Source organism: Butyrivibrio hungatei, from assembly GCF_001858005.1.
GTDB classification, from domain to species: Bacteria; Bacillota; Clostridia; order Lachnospirales; family Lachnospiraceae; genus Butyrivibrio; species Butyrivibrio hungatei.
In genome coordinates this window covers 3,030,139-3,054,771 of record NZ_CP017831.1, presented here as the reverse complement: position 1 = coordinate 3,054,771, position 24,633 = coordinate 3,030,139, and the positions used below count along the sequence as shown (strand labels likewise).

Genomic DNA, 24,633 nt, shown 5'->3' with positions numbered 1-24,633 from the left:
ACATTTGCCCCAAAACGCACTTAATATGAGTAATAAATATCAATTGTATACATGTATTAAAGTATGGAGGAGGAATAAAAATGAAGAAAAAGTTTTTATCGATCATGCTTGCTTCAGCTCTTGCGCTTAGCATGATTGGATGCGGAAGCTCTGCAGTTAGCGGCGTATCAGAGCAGAAAGATACAACTGCAGAAGAGACAGATTCAGCTCAGGCTGAAGAAGCTACAACAGCCGATGCAGGTGAGAGTTCAGGAGAGGATCTCAACGTTATGCTTGAGACACCTGTTGAGTCACTTGATCCACAGCAGGCTACAGATGGTACATCTTTTGAAGTTATTGCTGACTACACAGATGGTCTTATGCAGATGGATGCAGATGGCCAGGCAGTAAATGCTCTTGCAGAGAGCATTGATGTTTCAGAGGATGGACTTACATATACATTCCACATTCGTGAGGATGCAAACTGGAGCAATGGTGAGCCTGTAACTGCAGCAGATTTCGTATTTGCATGGCAGAGAGCAGTTGATCCAGAAGTTGCTTCTGAGTATTCATATATGCTCAGTGATATCGGACAGATCGTAAATGCCCAGGATATCATCGACGGAACAAAGGATAAGAGCGAACTTGGTGTAACAGCCGTTGATGACAAGACTCTTGAAGTTAAGCTTAATGTACCAGTAAGCTATTTCCTTAGCCTTATGTATTTCCCAACATTCTATCCAGTAAACCAGGCCTTCTTTGAGAGTTGTGCAGATACATATGCTACCAGCCCAGAGACAACTCTTTCAAACGGTGCATTTGTACTTGATGACTATCAGCCAGCAGCTACAACAATTCACCTTACCAAGAACCCTGACTACTACGATGCAGATAGAGTTAAACTTCCAGGTCTTAACTATCAGGTTATCCAGGATTCACAGCAGGCTCTTATGAGCTATCAGAGTGGTGATCTTGATACTACTCTTGTAAATGGTGAGCAGGTTGATCAGGTCAAAGATGATCCTGCATTCAAGGCAATCGGTGCTGGATATCTCTGGTATATCAGCCCTAATATTCAGGAAGTAAAAGAGCTTCAGAACGTAAATATTCGTTACGCTATCACAATGGCTCTTAACCGTGAAGCTATCACAACAGATGTCCTTAAGGACGGTTCAGCACCTACTTACACAGCAGTTCCTATGGACTTTGCTGCAGGCCCAGACGGATCAGATTTCTCAGCTGATCAGGAGAAGTTTAAAGAGGTTTGCAGATACGATGCAGATGCAGCTGTAGAGTATTGGAACAAAGGACTTGAAGAACTTGGCGTAACAGAAGTTACTATCACAATGATCCACGATGCAGACGATGCTCCTATCAAGGTAGCACAGGTTGTTAAGGAACAGCTTGAGACAACTCTTCCAGGACTTACTGTTGAGCTTCAACAGATGCCAAAGAAGGAAAGAGTTCAGCGTATGCAGGAAGGCGAATTTGAACTTGGCCTTACACGTTGGGGACCTGACTATGCAGATCCTATGACATACCTTGGAATGTGGGTAACAAACAACTCTAACAACTATGGTTTCTGGAGCAACAAGGACTACGATGCGATCATTGCTGAATGCACAACAGGTGAGACAGCAATGGATGCAAGTGCTCGTTGGTCAGCACTCTATGATGCAGAGCAGATTGTTATGGATGAGGCCGTTATTTTCCCTCTTTACACACAGTGCAATGCTGAGCTTATTTCAACAAGCGTTTCAGGAATTGAGTTCCATCCAGTAGCGCTTAACAGAGTTTATAAGGACGCATCTAAGAACTAAAAACTATAAAAATTGCTGCGCGAGGATGGGTGGTGATTCATTACTTTTTCCTCGCGCTTTTATCTTTTGGGGTAGCTATGAAAAAATATGTATTAAAACGAGTTATCACAGCAATTTTCACTTTGCTGGCAATCACACTTATTCTTTTTATACTGATGCAGCTTATGCCAGGCTCACCATTTAATGATGAGAAGCTAAATGAATCACAAAGAGCTGCTCTGTATGCTAAGTATGGTCTGGATAAACCAATCGTTATTCAGTTTTTCCATTATGTTATCAATATGTTCAAAGGAGACCTTGGCGTCAGCTACAAGATTTCCAAGAATACTCCTATCACACAGCTCATCGCATCAAGACTTCCTATATCAATCGGTGTTGGATTTGCTGCAGTATCTATCGGGGCGCTTATAGGTCTTTTGCTGGGGCTTCTTGCAGCGTTCAAAAGAGATACCGTCTGGGATACACTTGCAACAATAATCTCGGTTATTGGTGTATCGGTTCCATCCTATGTATTTGCCCTGGCACTTTCATATCAGTTTGGATTCAAGCTTGACTGGTTTCCAATGCTCTTTTCAGCAAAGGATGTTCTGGGATCAAGCGTATTACCTTCCGTATCACTTTCCATGTTTACCATGGCTTCAATTGCACGATTTACAAGAGCAGAGATGATCGAAGTTTTAGGATCAGACTATATGCTCCTTGCTGAATCAAAGGGACTTTCAGGAAATAAGATCGTGTTCGCGCATGCTCTTAGAAACGCCCTTATTCCTATCATTACAGTTTTAGCACCACTTGTTGTTGATCTTATGACAGGTTCATTAGTTGTTGAAAAGATCTTTTCTATACCTGGAGTTGGATCACTTTTAGTAAACGCAATCCAGTCTAATGACTATAACGTTGTTATAGCACTTAGCTTCATATATTCAGCTATGTACATAGGAATCATGCTTGTAGTAGATATTCTCTACGGCGTGATCGACCCTAGAATCCGTGTGGCAAAGGAGGGAGATTAATATGGTAGAAGCAGCTTTTGATAAAGATTCATACTTACATGTCGTAGAATCTGACTCCTATGTTCCCGTTGAAGCGGATTTTAAGTTAAAAGGAAAAACAGCAGATGATTTTGTTGATACGAATTTTGCATCACAGGATTTCTGGAAAGAAGTTGTAGCAAGATTCTGGCGCAAAAAGAGTGCTGTGATCGGTCTTGTATTTGTGCTTATAATCACATTTTTTGCTTTTGTTGGACCAGTGATGAATGAGTACACCTACTCAGGTCAGAACCTTGATCAAAAAAATCTCGCTCCAAGAATTCCAATTATTGAGTACACAGGTCTTTTTGATGGTCATGAAAACATCAAGACTACATCAGGAACAAAGACCGTAAACTATTACTTTGAAAAGCAGCTTCCAGATACATTTTACTGGTTTGGAAGTGATAACTTTGGAAGAGATATCTGGACAAGAACATGGTCTGGAGCACAGGTTTCACTTATTATCGCTGTTGCAGCAGCTATCATCGATATGATCATTGGTATGAGCTATGGTCTTATCTCTGGATATTTTGGCGGTAAAGTGGACATGGTACTTCAGAGAATCCTGGAGATTGCCAACGGTATTCCAAGACTTGTAATAGTAACGCTTCTTTTACTTGTGTTTAAGCCAGGTATGATCACTATCATCATAGCCCTTATGCTTACTGAGTGGGTTGGAATGAGCAGGATCGCAAGAGCTGAGATGCTCAAGTTAAAAGAGCAGGAATTTGTCCTTGCATCCAGAACTTTAGGCGCAGGAAACATGCACATCATATTTAGTGAGGTTCTTCCAAATATTATTGGACCTATCATTACACAGGTTATGTTCTCAATTCCAACAGCTATTTTCACAGAGGCATTCCTTTCATTCGTAGGACTTGGAATCCCTGTACCAAGATGCTCTTTGGGATCACTTATTTCTGAAGGATTTAACAGCTTTACAACACATCCTTATCAGATAATTCCACCTATCATCGTGATGGCTCTTTTGATGCTGAGCTTTAACCTTGTGGCTGATGGACTTAGAGAAGCACTTGATCCAAAGTTAAAGGAGATGTGACCTAGACATGAGTGAAGAAAAGAAAAGAGAAAAAATACTTGATGTCAAAGATCTTGACATCACCTTTAAGACTACCGCTGGAAAGGTCCATGCTATCCGCGGAGTAAACATAGACCTTTATCAGGGCGAGACTGTAGCCATAGTAGGTGAGTCAGGCTCAGGTAAGTCAGTAACCATGCGTGCCGCAATGGGTATTCTTGCCAAGAACGCTGAGGTCAATTCCGGAGAGATCATCTACAGATACCGCGACAACAAGGGTGGAATCGATTACAACCCTGATCAGGATGAGACGGCTGAGTGGAAAGAAGCAGACATCCTAAAGCAGGACAAAAAGTGGATCAGAAAGCACATCAATGGCCGAAGGATCGCGATGGTATTCCAGGATCCCATGACCAGCCTTGATCCAACAATGACCATCGGAAAGCAGATCATGGAAGGCATGATCTGGCACTACAAGATCGATAAGAAGGATGCTTACAAAAGATCAGTAGAGCTTTTGAAGGAAGTTGGCATCGAGGATGCTGAAAAGAGAATGAAACAGTATCCACACCAGCTTTCTGGTGGTATGAGACAGAGGGTCGTTATAGCTATAGCGCTTTCCTGTAATCCGGATCTGTTGATCTGCGACGAGCCAACAACTGCTCTTGATGTTAATATTCAGGCCAAGATCCTGGAGCTTATCAAAAAGGTTCAGAAGGAAAGAGATATTGCAGTTATCTATATCACCCATGACCTTGGAGTAGTTGCTAAGGTTGCTGATTATGTAAATGTTATGTATGCAGGCAAGATCGTAGAAGTTGGTAATATCAACGAGATCTTCTATGATCCAAGACATCCATATACCTGGGGACTTTTGTCAGCCATGCCTGATCTTGGAACTGACGATGAAAGACTTTATACAATTCCGGGTTCACCACCAAATCTTTTACATGAAAAAGAGGGTGATGCCTTCGCTCCAAGAAATGCCTATGCTCTTGAGATTGATGACAAGCTTGAGCCACCTATGTTCAAGATAACGGAGACTCACTCAGCAGCAACTTGGCTTCTTGATGAGAGAGCACCAAAGGTTGAGATGCCGGCAGAACTTAAGTCAAGAATTGAGAGAATGAAAAAGGAGGCACAGGCAAATGGCAGCAAATTATAATGCAGCGCCTCTCCTTGAAGTAGAGGGACTTAGACAGTATTTTCCTGTAAGTAAGACATTTACAGTTAAAGCTGTGGAAAATGTAAGCTTTAAGGTTTATCCAGGCGAGACCTATGGCCTTGTTGGAGAGTCCGGTTCAGGAAAATCTACAATCGGAAGAAGTATCATAAGACTTTATAATCCGACAGAAGGTAAGATCACCTTTGATGGAATGGATATCTCTGGCAAGATGAACAGAGATACCAAAGAGAACTTGAGAGTTCAGATGCAGATGATCTTCCAGGATCCAATGGCTTCACTTAATCCTAGAAAGAAGATCAAGGATATAATAGGCGAAGCTCTGGATATCCATCATGTCTGCAAGAGCAAGGAAGAAAGAGATGAGAAAGTAGAAGCAATCCTTAATAAGGTTGGACTTGCCAAGGAGCATGCAGACCGCTATCCCCATCAGTTTTCTGGTGGACAGAGACAGCGAGTAGGCATTGCAAGAGCCCTTATCCTAAATCCAAAGCTCGTAATTGCTGACGAATGTATCTCTGCTTTGGATGTTAGTATTCAGGCCCAGGTCGTAAACCTTATGAAGGATATTCAGGAAGAGCTTGGAACAGCGTATCTGTTTATTGCCCATGATCTTTCAATGGTCAAGTACATTTCAGATAGGATCGGAGTTCTTCACTTAGGACACCTCCTTGAGACTGGTACAACGGATGAGATCTTTAATAATCCTATCCATCCATATACCAAGAGTCTTTTGTCTGCGATTCCTATTCCTAATCCTGAGCTTGAAAAGAGCCGTGAAGCCATAAGCTATGATTACAAGACTTCAGGACTTGATTACAACAAGGGAACTGAGCACCTGGTAGATGGAAACCATTATGTAAAATGTACCGACGAAGAGTTTGAAAAGTGGACATCTGAGAAAAACTAAAAATAGATTGTGTGCAAGATAAAACAATGTTAGAATCGTGGATATGGATCAAAAGTTCATATCCACTTTTTTTAAGAATGAGGAGTATCAGACATGACAGATTACAAGTTACTTGCAGCGCAGATAAAAGTTCTGGCAGAGGATGAGCCAAATTTCATTCCAGTATTATCCAATGCCTCAGCTCTTTTATATGACAACATGGAAGACCTTAACTGGGCAGGATTCTACCTTATGGATAAGGGATCTCTTTTACTGGGACCATTTCAGGGAAAGGTTGCCTGCATCAGAATTCAGCTTGGAAAGGGCGTTTGCGGAACTGCAGCTGGAAATGATGAAACACAGCTGGTGGCCAATGTTCATGAATTTGCAGGACACATCGCCTGTGACAGCGCATCCAATTCTGAGATCGTTGTGCCAATCCACAAGGATGGCAAGGTTGTAGGTGTACTTGATATAGACAGTCCTAGTCTTAATAGATTCAATGAAGAGGATAAGGCTGGACTTGAACTGGTTGTGAAGACTTTAGAAGAAGTAATAGATTTTTCCGCAGTTTCTTTTAACTAAAAAATAAGAGGATAAGTGTATGGACAGCAGGATTTCATTTTCTAGTGATTATACAAAGGGTGCGCATCCACAGATTTTGCAGCGCCTTCAGGAGACAAACTTTGAGCAGATCGATGGTTATGGTACAGACGGATACTGCAAGAGTGCTGCTGACAAGATCAAAAAGATCTGCGGACAGCCAAATGCTGATGTGTTCTTCCTTGTGGGAGGGACCCAGACCAACCAGACCATAATAGACATGCTCCTTCAGCCATATGAGGGCGTAGTTGCAGCAGAGACTGGTCATGTGGCTGCTCACGAAGCGGGAGCTATTGAACATGCTGGACATAAGGTTCTCACTATTCCAAATCTTGGTGAGGAAAAAGATACTAAGAAGTACGGAGACAATATCGGCAAGATCGCAGCTCCTGACTTAAAGAAGCTCCTTGAGAAATTCTATGGTGATGCTAATCACGAACACATGGTATTTCCTGGTGCTGTTTATATTTCACACCCTACTGAGTATGGCACTCTTTATACTAAGGCTGAGCTTACTGCTATTTCTGAGGTTTGTAAGGAATATAAGATTCCTCTTTTCCTTGATGGAGCAAGACTTGGATATGGGCTTATGAGTAAAAGAACTGATGTGACAATTCAGGATATCGCAAGGCTTGTGGATGTATTCTACATTGGCGGAACCAAGGTGGGAGCGCTGTTTGGAGAAGCAGTAGTCTTCACAAAGGGCGTTACTACCAAGCACCCTATTCCTGTTATCAAGCAGCATGGAGCGCTTCTTGCAAAGGGATGGCTCCTGGGACTTCAGTTTGATACATTGTTTACGGATGACCTTTATTTCAAAATCAGCGAAAATGCCATTGAAATGGCAGAGCTATTGAGAAAGGGATTGGAAGAGAAGGGGTACAAGATATTCCTTGATTCTCCTACCAATCAGCAGTTCATCGTTGTTGACGATGACAAGTTAAAAGAGCTTGATAAGAATATCCGCTACGGCTTCTGGGAGAAGTACGATGATAGCCACACAGTCATCAGACTTGCAACAGACTGGGCTACAACAAAAGAAGATGTAGAAAAGCTTATGTCATTTCTTTAATTATCTGATGAAAAATAAAAGCAGATATCGACTATAGATCGGTATCTGCTTTCTTATCATTTCCGGGGAACAGTTTTCATGTTTTCGAAGGTAATATCTTTACAATACTCCGTGAGGATAGAATCTATGCCCTCTGCGGGAGCTTCCATTTCGATATCTTTAAAGGAAACGTTTTTGATCTCATATCCAGGAACATCAAATCCGCAAAGAAGGATAGAAGGGCAATCGTGCCATTCATTCTTGCCGGCATTATTATCAAGGAATCTACCTAGTAAGTGCATTCTTTCAAAGTGGCAATCACTAAGAAGTGGAGGAACCTTTGAACCTTCACCATCATCGTTGTAGCCAACAGAATGCATCTGAATGTGAGAAGCAGTAATGTCTCTGACAAGAATATTTTTGACGTAGCCGCCACGCTTTTTGGTGGCTTTTATTTCTATTCCTGACCAGGTTGGACCCATTTCACAGTCCCAAAGTCGGACATCCTCTACGCCTCCAGACATCTCACTTCCGATACATAAGCCGTGGCCAAAGTTCGTTATACAGTCAAAAACTCGAATATGTTTGGTTGGTCTGTTTATTACGTTCCCTTCAGGATTCTTGCCGGATTTGATAGCAACAGAATCATCCTCGGTATAGAAGTTACAGGCAAAAATGGTAGAGTTGGTGGAGGAGTCTGGATCCCAGCCATCACCGTTCCAGATTCCTTCTGACTTTATGATGCAGTGATCTGTTACGATGTTATCTGAATAGATGAAATGCAGGTTCCATGCAGGACCGTATCCCAAAGTAAGACCATGGATCCATATATTCTGGCAGTTGCTCATGTTGATGAGGCGGCCTCTGAATCTGCTGGCAATTGTCTCAGGCTTTTCATATTCTTTTATTTTGTCTCCAAGAGAAGCTATGTAATCTCTAAGTCTTTCTCCTTCAGTTCTTGCTATAGCTTTGGCAAGTGCAGCACCTCCGCCCATGATAGAACCCTTGCCGCGGATCACTACATTTTTGCAGTTGTAGTCAGCGGCGTGATCAAGTTCGCCTAGGTTTAAAAGACTTCTATAGCACTCCATTTCGTGACCTTCGAATCTGCTCCATATCTTTGGAAGATAATCTTCTGGATTCTCTGTTCCTTGTATAAGAGCTTCTTCTTCAAGATATATCTCAGTGTCAGAGTGAACGTTCAAAGCTCCGGTCAAAAAAGTTCCAGCAGGAATATAGATGAAGCTGTCCTTGTCACAGGCATCTAAAGCAGCCTGAATGGCATCAGTATTATTGGTCTTGCCATCCCCAACTGCGTTATAAGGGGCAGCAGTTATATCTATTTTCTTTTTGGTCTTAGCTGTCTGCAAAGAGAACTGTCCTAAGAGAACAGGATCATTTTTATGGTCAGCTCTTTTGTCTGGATAAACGATATATACAGAAATGTCTATCTGACTCTCTGGTGTTAAGCCAGAGAGAGAAGCGTGAGTTTTTCTGGTCTTAATAGTTTCATCAGCAGAATTGTTAACAACCAGGTACTCACAATCTGGATCTGCATCAAGGGGCAAGTCCCAGAATATTTCAGCTTCTGTGTCAGTAGCTCTGTAGTCTAATAAAAAGTCAAAGTCATTTAACATAATGAATTCCCCAAATAATATATAGAATATTTTCCATAATCATATTACAAAGAATATTAACCTTATTCTAGTAAAAATCCTCCAGAATATAGGCGATTTTGACCATTCAAATATGTGGATAAAATTGATAACTTATATAACAAAATTAAGACAGCAAGGTATATAATACACTTGTTACTAATAATTTTTACTAAATGGAGGGTTTGGTATGAAAAAATATGTTGCAGAATGTATTGGAACAGCAACCCTTGTAGTATTGGGCTGCGGAACTGCTATGCTGGTTGGGTGTGACGCTGCAAGCGGATCAGGATATCTTTTAACTGCTCTTGCGTTTGGTCTTACAATCGTGGCAATGGCGTATTCTATTGGTAACATTTCTGGATGTCATATTAATCCAGCGGTTTCACTGGGAGTTCTTTTAACTGGTGGAATGGAGATTAAGGAATTTATCTGCTATGTTATTTCTCAGTGCGTTGGAGCCTTGGCAGGTGCTGGAATCCTGGCGCTCATCTTTGGAACAGGCGGTGTTGAAGATAAGACTGGGGGCTTTGGATCAAACGGACTTGCTGGTGTAAACGGAAGCCCTATAGCAGGACTTATAGTTGAAATAGTTCTTACATTTATTTTTGTTATAGCTATCCTGGGTGTTACTTCCAAGAAGGCAAATCACGGCTCTTTTGGCGGACTTGTTATAGGCCTTACTCTTGTAGTTGTTCATATCCTTGGCATTGGTCTTACAGGAACAAGCGTTAACCCTGCAAGAAGCTTTGGACCAGCGCTTGTTGCTGCATTTACCGGAAACACAGCGCCTATTGCAGCTCTTTGGGTATTTATTGTAGGACCGCTTGTTGGTGCAGCTCTTGCGGCATGTGTTTATAAAGCTCTTGAAGATTAAACCACACTGTAAATATCCCTTGCATATTTTAATTATCCGTAGTAGAATGTGTGCAATATGAGTAAAAGCTGTGACGAAGACAGTAGATAGTTTATGAAAGCTTTCAGAGAGCCGCCGGTTGGTGCGAGGCGGTGCGAGTAGAAACTTATTGAAAATCACTTCTGAGCTGCGGGGTTGAAATGAGTAGATCCTGACGTAGGTTCTGGCGTTAACGGAAAGCGTATTCAACAAGCGATGAGCTTGCGCGTATGTGTAAACAGGTGGTACAACGAGATTGATATTTTGCCTCGTCCTTTTTACAAGGACGAGGCTTTTTTGTTTCACAAGAAAGGAGCTTGAAAATGTATAACAAAGTCGAAACTGACATGAATTTTGTCGGCAGAGAAAAGAAGATCGAAGAATTCTGGAAAAAAGAAGATATCTTCAAAAAGAGTGTAGACACACGCAGCAAGGGTGAGATGTATATGTTCTATGATGGCCCTCCAACAGCGAATGGTAAGCCACATATCGGACACGTTCTCACACGTGCTATTAAGGATATGATTCCAAGATACCGTACTATGAAGGGATACACTGTTCCTCGTAAGGCTGGTTGGGATACACACGGTCTTCCTGTTGAGCTTGAAGTAGAAAAGATGCTCGGTCTCGACGGAAAAGAGCAGATCGAAGAATACGGTATGGAGCCTTTCATCAAAAAATGTAAGGAATCTGTATGGAAATATAAGGGAATGTGGGAAGATTTCTCAGGCACAGTAGGTTTCTGGGCTGATATGGAGCACCCATACATTACATATGATGACAATTTCATTGAGTCAGAGTGGTGGGCTCTTAATGAGATCTGGAAGAAGGGACTTCTTTACAAGGGATTTAAGGTAGTACCTTACTGCCCACGTTGTGGAACACCTCTTTCATCACACGAAGTAGCACAGGGCTACAAGCTCTTAAAAGAGCGTACAGCTATCGTTCGTTTCAAGGTTAAGGACGAGGATGCATATTTCCTTGCATGGACAACAACACCTTGGACACTTCCTTCCAACATCGGCCTTTGCGTAAACCCAGATGAGAAGTACATCAAGGTTAAGGCAGTAGACGGAAATGTTTATTATCTTGCAGAAGCACTTGCAGATAAAGTACTCGGCACATTACTTGATAAGGATTCAGAAGGACAGAAGGCATACGAAGTTCTCGAGACATACGTTGGTACAGATCTTGAGTACAAAGAGTATGAGCCTCTTTACCAGTGCGCAGCAGATGAAACTGCAAAGCAGCACAAGAAGGCATTCTTCATCTATTGCGATACATACGTAACTATGTCAGATGGTACAGGTATCGTACATATCGCTCCTGCATTTGGTGAAGATGATGCCAGAGTTGGACGTAAATATGACGCACCACTTGTACAGATGGTTGATGGAGAAGGTCGTCTTAAGCCTGAGACTCCATTTGCTGGAATGAGATGTAAGCCAACTCAGAAAGAGATGGATGAGGGGGCTATCAGTGCAGATCCAGAGGTATTAAAAGACCTTGATAAGAGAGGACTCTTATTTGCAGCACCAAAGATGGAGCACGATTATCCTCACTGCTGGAGATGTGGTACACCACTTCTTTACTATGCTCGTTCATCATGGTTCATCAAAGTTACAGAAGTTAAGGATGATCTCATCCGCAACAACAAAGAGATCAACTGGGTTCCTGAGTCAATCGGTAAGGGACGTTTCGGTGACTGGCTTGAGAATATTCAGGACTGGGGTATCTCACGTGATAGATATTGGGGAACTCCTCTTAACATCTGGGAGTGTGATGACTGTGGCCACCAGCTTTCAGTAGGATCTAGAAAAGAGCTCGCTGAACTTTCAGGAGATCCATCTGCTGAGACAACAGAGCTTCACAGACCTTATATTGATAAGTTTGAGATCACTTGTCCTAAGTGCGGCAAGAAGATGCACAGAGTAAAAGAGGTTATTGACTGCTGGTTTGATTCAGGTGCAATGCCATTTGCTCAGCTTCACTACCCATTTGAGAACAAGGAACTCTTCGAGAAGCAGTTCCCTGCAGAGTTCATTTCAGAGGCTGTAGACCAGACAAGAGGATGGTTCTACTCACTTCATGCAGAGGCAACACTTCTTTTCAACAAGCCTGCATTCAAGAATGTTATCGTTCTTGGTCTTGTTCAGGATGAGAATGGACAGAAGATGAGTAAGTCAAAGGGTAATGCGGTTGATCCTTTCGATGCTCTTGAGAAGTACGGCGCTGACGCTATCAGATGGTACTTCTATACAAACAGTGCACCATGGCTTCCTAGCCGTTTCGCAGGTGACGCTGTTATGGAAGGACAGCGTAAGTTCCTGGGAACACTTTGGAATACATACGCATTCTTCGTACTTTACGCTAATATCGATGGCTTTGATGCTGCTAACTACAAGCTTGAGCTCGATAAGCTCACAGTAATGGATAAGTGGCTTCTTTCAAAGCTCAACAGCTGTGTTAAGGCTGTAGATGAGAACCTTAACAACTATAGAATTCCAGAAGCTGGAAAGGCTCTTGATAACTTTGTTGACGAAATGTCTAACTGGTATGTTCGTCGTTCAAGAGAGAGATTCTGGGCTAAGGGAATGGAGCAGGACAAGATCTCTGCTTATATGACTCTTTATACAGCACTTGTTACTGTTGCTAAGGCAGCAGCACCTATGGTTCCATTCATGACAGAAGAAATCTATCAGAACCTTGTTCGCACAAGCTTTGCTGATGCTCCAGAGAGTATCCACCTCTGTGACTTCCCAGCAGTTGATGCTTCACTCATCGATGAGAAGCTTGAGAAGGACATGGAAGAAGTACTTGATATCGTAGTACTTGGTCGTGCAGCTAGAAATGCAGCAAACATCAAGAATCGTCAGCCTATCGGACAGATGTACGTAAAGGCAGAGCAGACTGTAGGAGAGTTCTATACAGAAATCATCAGAGATGAGCTTAATGTTAAGAACGTAGCATTTACAGATGATGTTCGTGATTTCACAAGCTACACATTCAAGCCACAGCTCAAGACACTTGGACCTAAGTATGGTAAGAATATTGGTGCTATCAAGAGTTATCTTGAAGGCCTTGATGGAAACGCTACAATGGATGAGCTCAACACAAATGGTTCTATCAAGTTCACAGTTAATGATGTTGATGTAGAGCTTGTTAAGGAAGACCTTCTTATCGAGATGGCTCAGAAAGAAGGCTTTGTATCACAGGAGAACTGGGGTATCACTGTAGTTCTTGATACTAACCTTACAGAAGAGCTTGTTAATGAAGGTTTTGTACTTGAAGTTATCAGTAAGGTACAGACAATGCGTAAGGATTCAGGCTTTGAAGTTATGGATCACATCAAAGTTTCTCTCAACGGAAATGACAAGCTTGCCAAGATCGTTAAGGCTCATGAAGACAGCATTTCATCTAAGGTTCTTGCTAACGAGATCGTTTATGGCTCAGATGTAGCAAATGCTAAGGAATGGGATATCAACGGTGAGAAGGTTACAATCGGAGTTGAAAGAATATAATAGTAATTGATATCTAATATTTTTGAGAAGCCACTCAAGGGTGGCTTCTCTTTTAAGGAAAAGAACATGAAAAAAACAATAATAGTAATGCCAGTTGCCAACGAAGGCGATACAATGGCAAGCCTTCTGGATAGAATATTGGCATTACCATGTGATAATCTCCTGGTATATCCTGTGGTTGACGATTATAGTACAGACAATACTGCTGATATCATCAGAAGCTATGAGAGTACAGGCAGAGTAAAGTGCATATACTACAAGGAGAGCAGAGGGGTCATCAGCTGTTACCTTGAAGGTTTTAGAAGAGCTATGGCGGATGGCGCTGAGAGAATAATCGAGATGGACGGCGGCGGAAGCCACAAGCCAGAAGAAATTCCACAGTTTATTGAAAAGCTTGATGAAGGTTATGACTGCGTTTGGGGATCACGCTTTACAACTGGCGGTGGTACAGATCATCAGCCTATGTACAGAAGATTCTTAAGTAGTGGCGGAACCATTCTTTCAAATGCTGTTCTTGGAACTAAGCTAAAGGACATGACTAGTGGCTTTGAAGCATTCCAGGTAGATGTGTTAAAGAACATGGACCTTGATGCATTTCTTTCCACAGGACACATGTATCAGACAGAGATGCGTTACTACTGCAGAAATTATACTACTGTAGAAGTGCCTATCCACTATACAGGAAGCACATCAAGTCTTAAGATGAAATCAGTTACTGAAGCACTTAAGATTCTTTTCATGTTAAAAGAAAATGAGAAAAAGGTAATGGGATGAAGGTAAAATATCTTATTTTGGGGGCAGGACCAACAGGTCTTACTGTAGCAAATTATCTTTTTAATAATGGGGAAACAGACCTTCTGCTAATAGAAAAAGAGGCAGAAGTAGGCGGTCTTTGCCGCTCCAAAGATGTAGATGGCGCACCTCTTGATATAGGAGGTGGGCATTTTTTGGATGTAAGAAGACCTGCAGTATGCGATTTTTTGTTTAACTATATGCCACAGAGCGAGTGGGAAAGCTATGACAGAGACAGCCGCATCAGATTTAGGAACTTCGAGATACATCATCCATTTGAAGCAAATATCTGGGAACTCCCGGAAGAAGAGCAGAATGCCTTTCTTGACTCCATAGCTAAGGCGGGCTGCAACACAGGAAAAGAAAAGCCTGAAAAGTTTGTGGACTGGATCACCTGGAAGCTGGGAGAAAAGATAGCAGAAGAATACATGCTTCCGTACAATCGTAAGATGTTTGGGGATAATCTTCAGGGACTTGGCATCTACTGGCTTGATAAGCTTCCTGATGTAAGTTATGAAGACACATTGGAATCCTGTAAACACAAAAAGGCTTTTGGTAAACAGCCTGGACACGCACAGTTCTTTTACCCAAAGAAATATGGATATGGTGAATTGTGGCTCCGCATGGGCGAGGCTCTAGGAGATAAGGTCAAGACCAGCGAGATAGTCAAGGATATTGATTTTGAAAATAAGAAAGTTACCTTGGAAGGTGGCCTGGAGATAAATGCCGAGCATATCATCAGCACGATTCCTTGGAATAGTATAGAACTAGTAAATGCACCATCAGAAGTGAAGGATGCGGTAAAAGGGCTAAAGCACACATCCATCGAAGTCACATATCACGAAGAGGATATGGATACTGATGCGCAGTGGATCTACTTCCCTGACGAAGATAAAGATTATCACAGGATCCTTGTGCGAAAGAACTTTTATCCCGGCGCTAAGGGCTACTGGACTGAAACGCGGTCTGAGCGTTATCATGCCCAAAAGGGCCATGTGAACTTTACTTCAGAATACGCTTATCCTATAAACACCCTGGATAAGCCGGAGCAGATGAAATGTATTTTATCATTTGCAAGACAAAACGGAGTATACGGCGTTGGAAGGTGGGGAGAACATACTCACTATAATTCTGATGCTTCCGTTGAGCTTGCTATGAACCTTGCAAAAGAGCTTCTTTCATAAATAACTTTTTTGGAGATTATATGGATCAGAAAAAAAGTAAGATATTTTTAAGTGTAATAGTGGCCATGATATGTGCCTTTGTATTAGTCCTTCTTGGAAGAACTATGCCAGGGGCACAGAGGTCTGAGACAAAGCTTCCAAAGCTTGGATCTGAGCCAATCTATGTTACTTTAACAGATGGTGAAGCTATTACCAGAACATACAGTAATCCTGCAGAGACTCTAGAAGTCAGTAGTATAGAGGTGCTGCTCCTAAATATTGATGATAAGACCGCTTCAGATGGTAAGGACAAGGAACTTGCTATCCTTGTGCAGAACGCTTCTGGAGAACAGGTTGCAGAAGTTTCTGCTGATATTTTGGCTATGACTTCTGGAGAGTGGTACAAGGTTCCAGCTTCTTTCATAATGGAAAAGGGAGAAACATACTCTTTTACCTTTACTGCAAATGGCTGTGATCCATATTTTCTTGCGGTCAATGGTTATGAGCCTGGGATATCACTTGGCTTTGATGTGATTACAGATAAGAGCGTAACTTACGGAGAAGCATTTTACTTCTCGATTCCTCTTGTGATATTGATAGCTCTTTTAGTTATATGCTATCTCCTTTGCCCTTCAGTATTTACCTGGTTAAAGGCAGGAGAGGGAGCTTTAAAGTTTTTCTCACCAATATTCATGGTGCTGCTTTTTATAACACTTTGCCTCAAGATTTATCAGGCTTCTTACGTTGATGGCGTATATATTTCAGCAGATTCTGACGGATACATGAGAGAAGCGGTTAATCTTGCAGCAGGAAATGGCTTTTCCTACGAGGGAATTGCAGGATATAAGAGCCATTTTGCCAACTGGCCAATTATTTATCCGGCAATGATCGCGCTAGTGATGGTAATCACAGGAATGAATGCATACCTTGCAAGCAAGATCGTGGCAATGATCGTTATTGCAGCAACATTCGTAGTTCTTTATGTTGTTTATAAGGATAAGGCATGGATATACTCACTTGCTTTTACTAACATAGGCTTTATCACCATGTGCTACTATACCTGGAGCGAGATTCCCTTTGTACTGTTCTTGCTTCTATTCTCCATATGCTTTAGCAGGATCATTAAGGACAATGCTCCAGCCAAAAGAGATTATATATTCCTTGCACTAACAGGAATCATGGCGTTCCTTACGAGGTATTTTGGAATCTATCTGTGGTTCATGGTCGGACCTTATTGGATATATATTCTTGTTAAGATGCTTAGAGAAAAAGATGAAAGTCAAAAGAAAGCCTTTAAAGGTAAACTTATTGGTATCTTCGCCTCTGGATGCAGTTTTGTGATAGTGGCTTTTTCCTATCTTTTAATGAACAAGAAGCTTAATGGCTATCCAACTGGTGTTAGCCGCGGAACCTGGTGGGATGATTATGTTAATCTTACAGATGACCTTTTTAAGAGTCTTGTTACAGAAGTGTTCAATGTATTTCTTGTGGACGTTCCAGAGGTTATAAGTAGCCTTTCAGTCAAGATATCAGCTCTTTTCGTATTTCTTGTTATAGGACTTATCACCTACTGCGTTGTTACTGCCAAAAAGAAGGATACACTTAATCTGGTACTTATAATAAATGCAGCAATATATTACGTGATCTTTATTGTGGTTAGATATCGCTCCAGCATGGATACTTTCTACTTCCGATTCTTTGCTCCTGCTACAGTTCTTTTGGTAATGGGGCTTGTAGGGATATTTATCCACAATGGCCTTGACAAAAGGAGACTACGCATATTCGGAGCTCTTTCTATTGGAATAGTCATAATCTCGTTGGTAGGACTATCTGGCAAGGCTCAGAAATGGAGTAGTGAACAGACCGCATATGACATCATCACTGGAACATGGGATCATCAGTACGCAGAGATCCCATACAAGAGCGTGATCATTTGGAATAGTATGGATTACAGAAGTACATGGTATCGTCCGGATGTATATAGTGGAGAGCTTTTTGGAGACGATACCTGGGATAGCCTTAGTGCGCGATATTCTGCGTCCACAAACATCTGCATCAAAAAAGAGGATGCCAAGGTTCTCATTGATAGCGGAGATTACGACGAAAGCATTCTTGGCAGATTTAAAGAGGCCATAGCTTCTTCGGGAGATGAGGACAATACATAGTTATCAGTTTAGAGTGATCTTGAAGCCCCTATTTTAGTAGGGGCTTCTTTTCTGTGGTTGACATAGATACGATTTTGTTACCATTCACAGTTTGGGGATAGCCGCTGGCTGGTTCACTGGGGCCGCGCCCTGCCTCTGCCTAGTCTAGCTAAGTGGGGCCGCCAGCCTAAAGTTTATTTTTGTTCATCCTTTGGATTTTTATGTTCATGGCATTATATTTCTTACTTTAAATTCTTAGAAACAAACTCGTCTTTGAGGCACATTTTTAGCTGTAAAGTTTTGGGTTTGAACGATTGTCAAAAAAACGCCATTTTCTTGTGCTCATAAGTAGCTTTTAAAGCGCATGCGGTTTGCGTTTAGCAAGAGCATGCGTATTAAAACAAAAGCTGCATGAGCACATAGAAAAGTATCGTTTTTTTGATGAGGGCAAAACAAAACTTTACAGCAAAAATGGCATCAAAGACTCAGACAGTGTTTCAAAAACAGAATTTAAAGTAAGAAATATAACGCTCATGAACATAGAAAAATCCTCAGAGATTCTCAAAAACAAACTTTAGGCTGGCGGCCCCACTTAGCTAGACTAGGCAGAGGCAGGGCGCGGCCCCAGTGAACCAGCCAGCGGCTATCCCCAAACTGTGAATGGTGGCACGATTTTACGCATATTTAATAGAATTGCGTGTAAATTTGGAGTAAAATAGCATTGTGTACGTACAATTGTAACGAGGAGGCTTACTTATGAAAAAAAAGACACTACCATTCGACAAAGATCTTTTCAAAAGAAGTGTTCTTTACAATGTTAAAACTCTCTATAGAAAGACTATGGAAGAGGCAACTCCGCAGGAGATGTATCAGGCGGCAGCTTATGCCATAAAGGATGCCATTGTTGATCACTGGATGACAACTCAGAAAGCTGCAGCTGAGCAGGATCCTAAGATTGTTTATTACATGTCTATGGAATTTCTTATGGGCAGAGCGTTTGGTAATAATATAATCAATCTTCAGGCATACAAGGCAGTAAAAGATGCTCTGGAAGAGCTTGATATCGATGTAAACGTTCTTGAGGATCAGGAGCCGGATCCAGCTCTTGGTAATGGTGGTCTTGGACGACTTGCCGCTTGTTTTTTGGATTCTCTTTCAACTCTTGGATATATGGCCTATGGCTGTGGTATCAGATACAAATATGGAATGTTCCGTCAGAAGATCCAGGATGGATATCAGGTAGAAGTACCAGATGCCTGGCTTGAAAACGGCAATCCCTTTGAGCTTAGAAGAAATGAGTATGCCAAAGAGGTTAAGTTTGGCGGCTATGTAACTATGTACACAGATGACATGGGAAGGACTATGTTTAAGCAAGAGGGCTATCAGGTTGTTAAGGCTGTTCCTTATGATCTGCCTGTTATCGGATATGGAAATGGCGTGGTTAATACCCTTAGGATTTGGGATGCTGAGCCTATCCAGTGCTTCCAGCTTGACTCTTTTGACAAGGGAGACTATCAGAAGGCTGTAGAGCAGGAGAATCTTGCAAGCCAGCTCTGTGAAGTCCTTTATCCTAATGACAATCACATTGCAGGAAAAGAGCTGAGATTAAAGCAGCAGTATTTCTTTATCTCAGCATCTGTTCAGACTGCAGTTCAGAAATATATGCAAAATCATGACGACCTTAGAAAGTTCTATGAAAAGGCCGTATTCCAGCTTAATGATACTCATCCAACAGTTGCAGTAGCAGAGCTTATGAGAGTTCTCATGGATGATTATCAGTTCTCATGGGATGATGCTTGGGATGTAACAACCAAGACTTGTTGCTATACAAACCACACTATCATGGCTGAAGCTCTTGAGAAGTGGCCAGTAGATCTTTTCCAGAGACTTCTTCCTAGAATCTATCAGATCGTAGATGAGATCAATAGAAGATTTGTAGATCAGATCATGAGAAAATATACCGGTTCTGCAGGTATCGATGTTCAGGCCAAGATCAGAAGCATGGCTATTCTCTATGACAATCAGGTCAAGATGGCGCACCTTGCTATTGTTGGTGGTCATTCTGTTAACGGTGTTGCCAAGCTTCATACAGAAATCCTTGAAAAGAGAGAGCTTAAGGATTTCTATGAGATGATGCCTGAGAAGTTCAACAATAAGACAAATGGTATTACCCAGAGAAGATTCCTGCTCCATGCAAATCCTCTTTTGGCTGAGTGGGTAACAAATAAGATCGGTGATGGATGGATCACAGATCTGTCTCAGATGGACAAGCTAAAGGCCTTTGCAAATGACAAGAAGGCTCAGAATGAGTTCATGGAGATCAAGTTCAAGAATAAAGAGCGTCTTGCTAAGTATATCCTAGAGCATAACGGCGTAAAGGTAGATCCAAAGTCTATCTTTGATGTGCAGGTTAAAAGGCTTCATGAGTACAAGAGACAGCTTCTTAATATCCTGCAGGTCATCCACAAATACAATGACATCAAGACTCATCCAAGTAAAGACTTCTATCCAAAGACCTATATCTTTGGAGCTAAGGCAGCAGCTGGATACCTCACAGCTAAGCTTACTATCAAGTTGATAAACTCAGTTGCAGATGTTATCAACAATGATCCTGATATCGGCGGCAAGATCAAGGTTGTATTTATTGAGGATTACAGAGTATCAAATGCAGAGCTTATCTTTGCGGCAGCAGATGTTTCTGAGCAGATCTCAACTGCTAGTAAAGAGGCTTCTGGTACCGGTAACATGAAGATGATGCTCAACGGCGCTGTTACTTTGGGAACTCTAGATGGAGCGAACGTAGAGATCGTCAATGAAGTTGGCGAAGAGAATGCGTTTATCTTTGGACTTACTTCTCAGGAAGTAATGGAATATGAAAAGAATGGTGGATACAATCCAATGGATATCTACAACAGCGATCCTAACGTCAAGAAAGTACTTGATATGCTGGTAGATGGAACCTTCTCTGAGGATAAAGAGCTCTTTAGACCGCTGTATAACTGCCTTCTTAATACTATCAATTCTAGCAAGGCAGACCAGTACTTTATTTTAAAAGACTTTGAATCATATCTGGAAGCTCAAAAGAGAATCTCAGATGCATACCAGGACAAGAAACGCTGGGCAAAGATGGCGCTTCTAAATACTGCCAGCTGTGGCAAATTCTCATCAGACAGAACCATTAAGGAATATGTCGATGAAGTATGGCATCTGGACAAAGTAGAATTACAGTGATTCTTGTTGTTTTTCTTCTATAAGTTTTTCGACTTGCTTGAGATGTTCCTTGCTTCCTGCTTCAGTATCACTCTTTGGAAGTGATTTGCGGTAGGCGGTAGGGGACATCTTTTTTTCTTGTTTAAATGCCTTTGAAAAGACAAGTGGATCAGAGTATCCACAGGAAATAGCTATAGACTCTATAGGAAGAGCTGTAAGCTGCAAAAGTTCTGTTGCCTTGGCAATCCTATAACTAGCTAGATATTGCTGCGGCGAAATACCAAGTGCATTTTGGAAAAGAGTGTATAAATAGCTTCTGTTAATACATACATAATCAGCTATATCTGTGACCTTTATTGGGTTACAATAATTACTCCTAACAAAGGCCTGCGCCCTGTTAACGTAATCATTGGCGCTTCCGGAATCGCTCTTTGGAGTTACGGAAAGGCCTGACGCAATGACAGAAAGGAACATAGAAAGAAGGCCGTTTCTTCTAAGAACGTCCTCTACACTAAAGGTATTGTGATCCATCATATCTTTTACAAGGTTATAGATGGTCTCAGATTCAGTGCTCTTAAATACTGGCTGCTGAAGGGATAAGCCAAGCTGTGAAACTATCTGCTCAGCTCTTTTGCCCCCAAATCCTATCCAAACATAGGTCCAAGGGTCGGACTTGTCAGCAACGTAGTAAGCAAGCTCCTCAGGAACAATGAGGAATCCATAGTTTTCTTTGAGAGGATACTTTTTGCCTCCAATGGAAAAAGAGCCTTTGCCACTTATAACGTAATGGATCATGAAGTGAGGTTTAAGTGCAGGGCCAAAGCTGTGGCCAGGAAGTGTCTGTGACAATCCGCAGCAATAAACGTAAAGATCATCAGATTCCTCTGTATTAAAAAGTAGCTTGTATGCCTTTTCCATTTTGGTTCCTTTCGCTATAATTACAAGAAATTCTACAAAACAATATTATCAACTAACTACTAGTGTGTTCAAGTGGAAAAGATACGCATTATCATTGTTTTTTGTGGATAATTACTGTAAAATAGACTTGCGTTTTTGGTGTTGTTTTGACGCTTTTTGGAGGTTCAGGGTGGAGAAAAATACAGAAGAGATCACTAGAGAGATCATAGATTCTAGTGTAAAAGCAGGACAAGATATATTACAAAGCGTTTCTGATGCGATCAATAAAAATGATTACAGCAAACTTGCCAGTGAGATAACAGATGCAGTCAAGGCTGTTTCTATTCCTCAGAGGACTATATATTCAAGCGGACGCAAAGAGTATTATCAGCACAAATATAGCTATAATCAGAATCCAGCCGCCGCAGTTAAGACAAGTTATCCGTTTTTTGCCAAGAAAGTCAGCAGATATGATGGTGTGTTGAGTATTGTATTCTCATCTTTGGTAGGATTTTTTGGAGCGTTACCACTTTTGATATGCGGAATAGTGTTTAGCGCAATATTTGGTGGTGCGTGGTTATGGATGCTTGTTACTGGTATCGCTTCAATGGGAGCATGTTTGTTATGGCTCTTTGGCGGTATCAAGAGACTCAAGCTTGCCAAGCTTTTCCACAAATTTGGCAATATCATCAAGGATAAAGAATACTTCAAGGTTTCAGAACTTGCTCAGCAGGTAGTTAAGACTGACAAGGAAGTTACCAAGGATCTTAAGGAAATGGTCAAGGCAGGATATCTTCCTAGAGCCAGGTTTGACAGCACAGAGACAACATTTATGATCACTGATGCTGCATATCAGATGTATCTTGGAGCTGAGAAGGACAGACTTGCCAGAGAAAAGAAGGAACTTGACCAGCAGAAGGCTTCACTTGGAGTTAACGCTACTACAAGAGCTAACCTTACTGGCGTTGAGGGACTTATCGCTGAGGGTGAAGATTATATCAGATTTGTACGAGCTACAAACGATATCATACCAGATACAGAGCAGATGTCAGACAAGTTATATCGTCTTGAGAATATCATGAACAGGATCTTTGAGAAAGTTAAAAAGAATCCAGGAAGCGCTGATGATCTTCATAAGCTTATGAATTATTATCTTCCTACAACCAAGAAGCTTCTGGATGCTTATGTAGAACTTGATAAGCAGGCAGGTGTAGGTGAAAATGTTCAGCAGACCAAGGCTGAGATCAGCACAGCAATGGATACTATCAACGAGGCCTTTGAGAAGCTTCTTGATAGCATGTTCCAGGATATGGCTTGGGATATTTCTTCAGACATCTCAGTCATGAAGACTATGATGGCACAGGATGGTCTGACAACAGAAGGTCAGGGCATGGCTATGCAGCTCAAACAGGATTAAAAATCAAATTATTATAGAAGGAAAGGTATTTAAGGAGGAGAACATGGGAGCAGATTTACAGTTCGATGCAGCACCAGCTGCACCATCATTATCATTTGGGGCTGAGGAGCCACAGGCAGCTACAGCAACAATGGAGGCACCTGCAGAGGAAAAGAAGGACAACGGGAACGTTGCTCTTGAGGCTCAGCTTTCAGAAGAGGAGCTCAAGCAGGTTGAGGAGTTCAGCAAGCAGATCGATATCACAAACTCAACAGGTATCATGAACTACGGTGTTGGTACTCAGAAGAAGCTTGCAGATTTCTCAGAAAAAGCAATCGACAACGTTAAGACCAAGGATATGGGCGAAGTTGGTGACATGATCACTGATCTCGTTACACAGCTCAAGAACTTTGAGATTGATGAGGATGAGAAAGGATTAAGAGCTCTTTTCAAGAAGGGTGCAAACAAGCTCGAATCTCTTAAGGCTAAGTACAGCAAGGTAGAGACAAACGTTCAGACTATCAGCAATGAGCTTGAGAGACATCAGGTTACTCTTATGAAGGACGTTGAGCTTCTTGATAGAATGTACGACCTTAACCTCAATTACTACAAGGAACTTTCAATGTACATCCTTGCTGGTAAGAAGAGACTTGAGGAAGAGAGAAGCACAACACTAGTAGAGCTTCAGAAGAAGGCAGCAGAGACAGGACTTCCTGAGGATGCTGAGAAGGCAAAAGATTTTGCTAACAAGTGCGATAGATTTGAGAAGAAGATCTATGACCTTGAGCTTACAAGAACAATCGCTATGCAGACTGGTCCACAGATCCGTATGGTACAGAGCTCAGACACAGTAATGGCTGAGAAGATTCAGTCTACAATCGTTAACACTATTCCTCTTTGGAAGAACCAGATGGTGATCGCTATCGGTATCGAGCATGCAACACAGGCTGCTGAGGCAGAGAGAGAAGTTAATGATATGACAAACAAGCTTCTTAGAAAGAATGCTGATGCACTTAAGGTTGCTACAATAGAGAGTGCTAAAGAGGCTGAGAGAGGAATTGTTGATATCGAGACTCTTAAGCATACAAACGAGTCACTTATCTCAACTCTTGATGAAGTACTCAAGATCCAGACAGAAGGCAAGACAAAGCGTCGTGAAGCTGAGGCAGAGCTTGCTCAGATCGAGAGCCAGCTTAAGGATAAGCTTTTAGAGGCTGCAAAGAACTAATTATTTGAAATATTGATTCCGGAGTAGATAAAAATATCTACTCCGTTTTTTTTATACTTATTTTATTTAACATTTTGACAGGTATATGAAACAATGAGGCATAGAAAAGAATTCGCCTCTATCGTAAGATAATA

At 41.7% G+C, this 24,633-nt stretch carries 17 protein-coding genes and 1 other annotated feature; of the genes, 15 read left to right on the top strand and 2 right to left on the bottom strand.

Going from position 1 to position 24,633, the window contains the following annotated elements; all coding sequences use genetic code 11:
- Positions 1-80: 80 nt before the first annotated feature.
- The 7 genes from bhn_RS14135 to bhn_RS14105 all read left to right on the top strand — a co-directional run bounded on the left by bhn_RS14135 (position 81) and on the right by bhn_RS14105 (position 7,619).
- Positions 81-1,799, top strand: a complete 1,719-nt coding sequence (locus bhn_RS14135; protein WP_148661959.1) for a peptide ABC transporter substrate-binding protein — start codon at positions 81-83, stop codon at positions 1,797-1,799.
- A 77-nt stretch (positions 1,800-1,876) separates the two neighbouring features.
- On the top strand, positions 1,877-2,812 hold the full coding sequence (locus bhn_RS14130) for an ABC transporter permease (protein WP_071177292.1): 936 nt from the start codon (positions 1,877-1,879) through the stop codon (positions 2,810-2,812).
- 1 nt (position 2,813) lies between these two features.
- Entirely contained in the window at positions 2,814-3,893 is a 1,080-nt protein-coding gene (locus bhn_RS14125; protein ID WP_071177291.1) for an ABC transporter permease, read from the top strand.
- A 7-nt stretch (positions 3,894-3,900) separates the two neighbouring features.
- Positions 3,901-5,037, top strand: coding sequence for an ABC transporter ATP-binding protein (locus bhn_RS14120; RefSeq protein WP_071177290.1), 1,137 nt, complete (start codon positions 3,901-3,903; stop codon positions 5,035-5,037).
- On the top strand, positions 5,021-5,965 hold the full coding sequence (locus tag bhn_RS14115; RefSeq protein ID WP_071177289.1) for an ABC transporter ATP-binding protein: 945 nt from the start codon (positions 5,021-5,023) through the stop codon (positions 5,963-5,965). Before bhn_RS14120 ends, bhn_RS14115 begins: the two co-directional genes overlap by 17 nt.
- 93 nt (positions 5,966-6,058) lie before the next feature.
- Positions 6,059-6,529 (top strand): GAF domain-containing protein, encoded by a 471-nt coding sequence (locus bhn_RS14110; RefSeq protein ID WP_071177288.1) that lies wholly within the window; start codon positions 6,059-6,061, stop codon positions 6,527-6,529.
- 19 nt (positions 6,530-6,548) lie between these two features.
- Complete coding sequence (locus bhn_RS14105) at positions 6,549-7,619, top strand: threonine aldolase family protein (protein WP_071177287.1); 1,071 nt, start codon at positions 6,549-6,551, stop codon at positions 7,617-7,619.
- A 56-nt stretch (positions 7,620-7,675) separates the two neighbouring features.
- Here bhn_RS14105 and bhn_RS14100 read toward each other — a convergent pair whose 3' ends face one another.
- The gene (locus bhn_RS14100) at positions 7,676-9,235 is read right to left on the bottom strand and encodes a glycoside hydrolase family 28 protein (protein ID WP_071177286.1); all 1,560 of its coding nucleotides are present in this window, start codon (positions 9,233-9,235) and stop codon (positions 7,676-7,678) included.
- A gap of 208 nt (positions 9,236-9,443) precedes the next feature.
- Here bhn_RS14100 and bhn_RS14095 point away from each other — a divergent pair, with 208 nt between their 5' ends.
- The 6 genes from bhn_RS14095 (at position 9,444) to bhn_RS14065 (ending at position 20,999) form a co-directional block, all read left to right on the top strand.
- Complete coding sequence (locus bhn_RS14095) at positions 9,444-10,130, top strand: MIP/aquaporin family protein (protein ID WP_071177285.1); 687 nt, start codon at positions 9,444-9,446, stop codon at positions 10,128-10,130.
- A gap of 61 nt (positions 10,131-10,191) precedes the next feature.
- Positions 10,192-10,428 (top strand) — a binding site (T-box leader).
- Positions 10,429-10,471: 43 nt separating this feature from the next.
- On the top strand, positions 10,472-13,669 hold the full coding sequence (ileS, locus tag bhn_RS14090) for an isoleucine--tRNA ligase (protein ID WP_071177284.1): 3,198 nt from the start codon (positions 10,472-10,474) through the stop codon (positions 13,667-13,669).
- Between the two features lie 66 nt (positions 13,670-13,735).
- On the top strand, positions 13,736-14,443 hold the full coding sequence (locus bhn_RS14085) for a glycosyltransferase (protein WP_071177556.1): 708 nt from the start codon (positions 13,736-13,738) through the stop codon (positions 14,441-14,443).
- Complete coding sequence (locus tag bhn_RS14080) at positions 14,440-15,645, top strand: protoporphyrinogen/coproporphyrinogen oxidase (protein WP_071177283.1); 1,206 nt, start codon at positions 14,440-14,442, stop codon at positions 15,643-15,645. Before bhn_RS14085 ends, bhn_RS14080 begins: the two co-directional genes overlap by 4 nt.
- 20 nt (positions 15,646-15,665) lie before the next feature.
- The gene (locus tag bhn_RS14075; RefSeq protein ID WP_071177282.1) at positions 15,666-17,789 is read left to right on the top strand and encodes a glycosyltransferase family protein; all 2,124 of its coding nucleotides are present in this window, start codon (positions 15,666-15,668) and stop codon (positions 17,787-17,789) included.
- A gap of 735 nt (positions 17,790-18,524) precedes the next feature.
- Positions 18,525-20,999, top strand: coding sequence for a glycogen/starch/alpha-glucan phosphorylase (locus bhn_RS14065; RefSeq protein WP_071177280.1), 2,475 nt, complete (start codon positions 18,525-18,527; stop codon positions 20,997-20,999).
- Here the strand turns inward: bhn_RS14065 and bhn_RS14060 are convergent.
- On the bottom strand, positions 20,991-21,896 hold the full coding sequence (locus bhn_RS14060; RefSeq protein WP_071177279.1) for an AraC family transcriptional regulator: 906 nt from the start codon (positions 21,894-21,896) through the stop codon (positions 20,991-20,993). The two genes, bhn_RS14065 and bhn_RS14060, sit on opposite strands and share 9 nt — an antisense overlap.
- 169 nt (positions 21,897-22,065) lie before the next feature.
- Between bhn_RS14060 and bhn_RS14055 the strand changes: the two genes are divergently transcribed.
- A complete protein-coding gene (locus tag bhn_RS14055; protein WP_071177278.1) occupies positions 22,066-23,292 on the top strand; it encodes a 5-bromo-4-chloroindolyl phosphate hydrolysis family protein in 1,227 nt (408 codons plus the stop codon).
- 43 nt (positions 23,293-23,335) lie between these two features.
- A complete protein-coding gene (locus bhn_RS14050) occupies positions 23,336-24,499 on the top strand; it encodes a toxic anion resistance protein (protein ID WP_071177277.1) in 1,164 nt (387 codons plus the stop codon).
- The last annotated feature ends 134 nt before the right edge of the window (positions 24,500-24,633 follow it).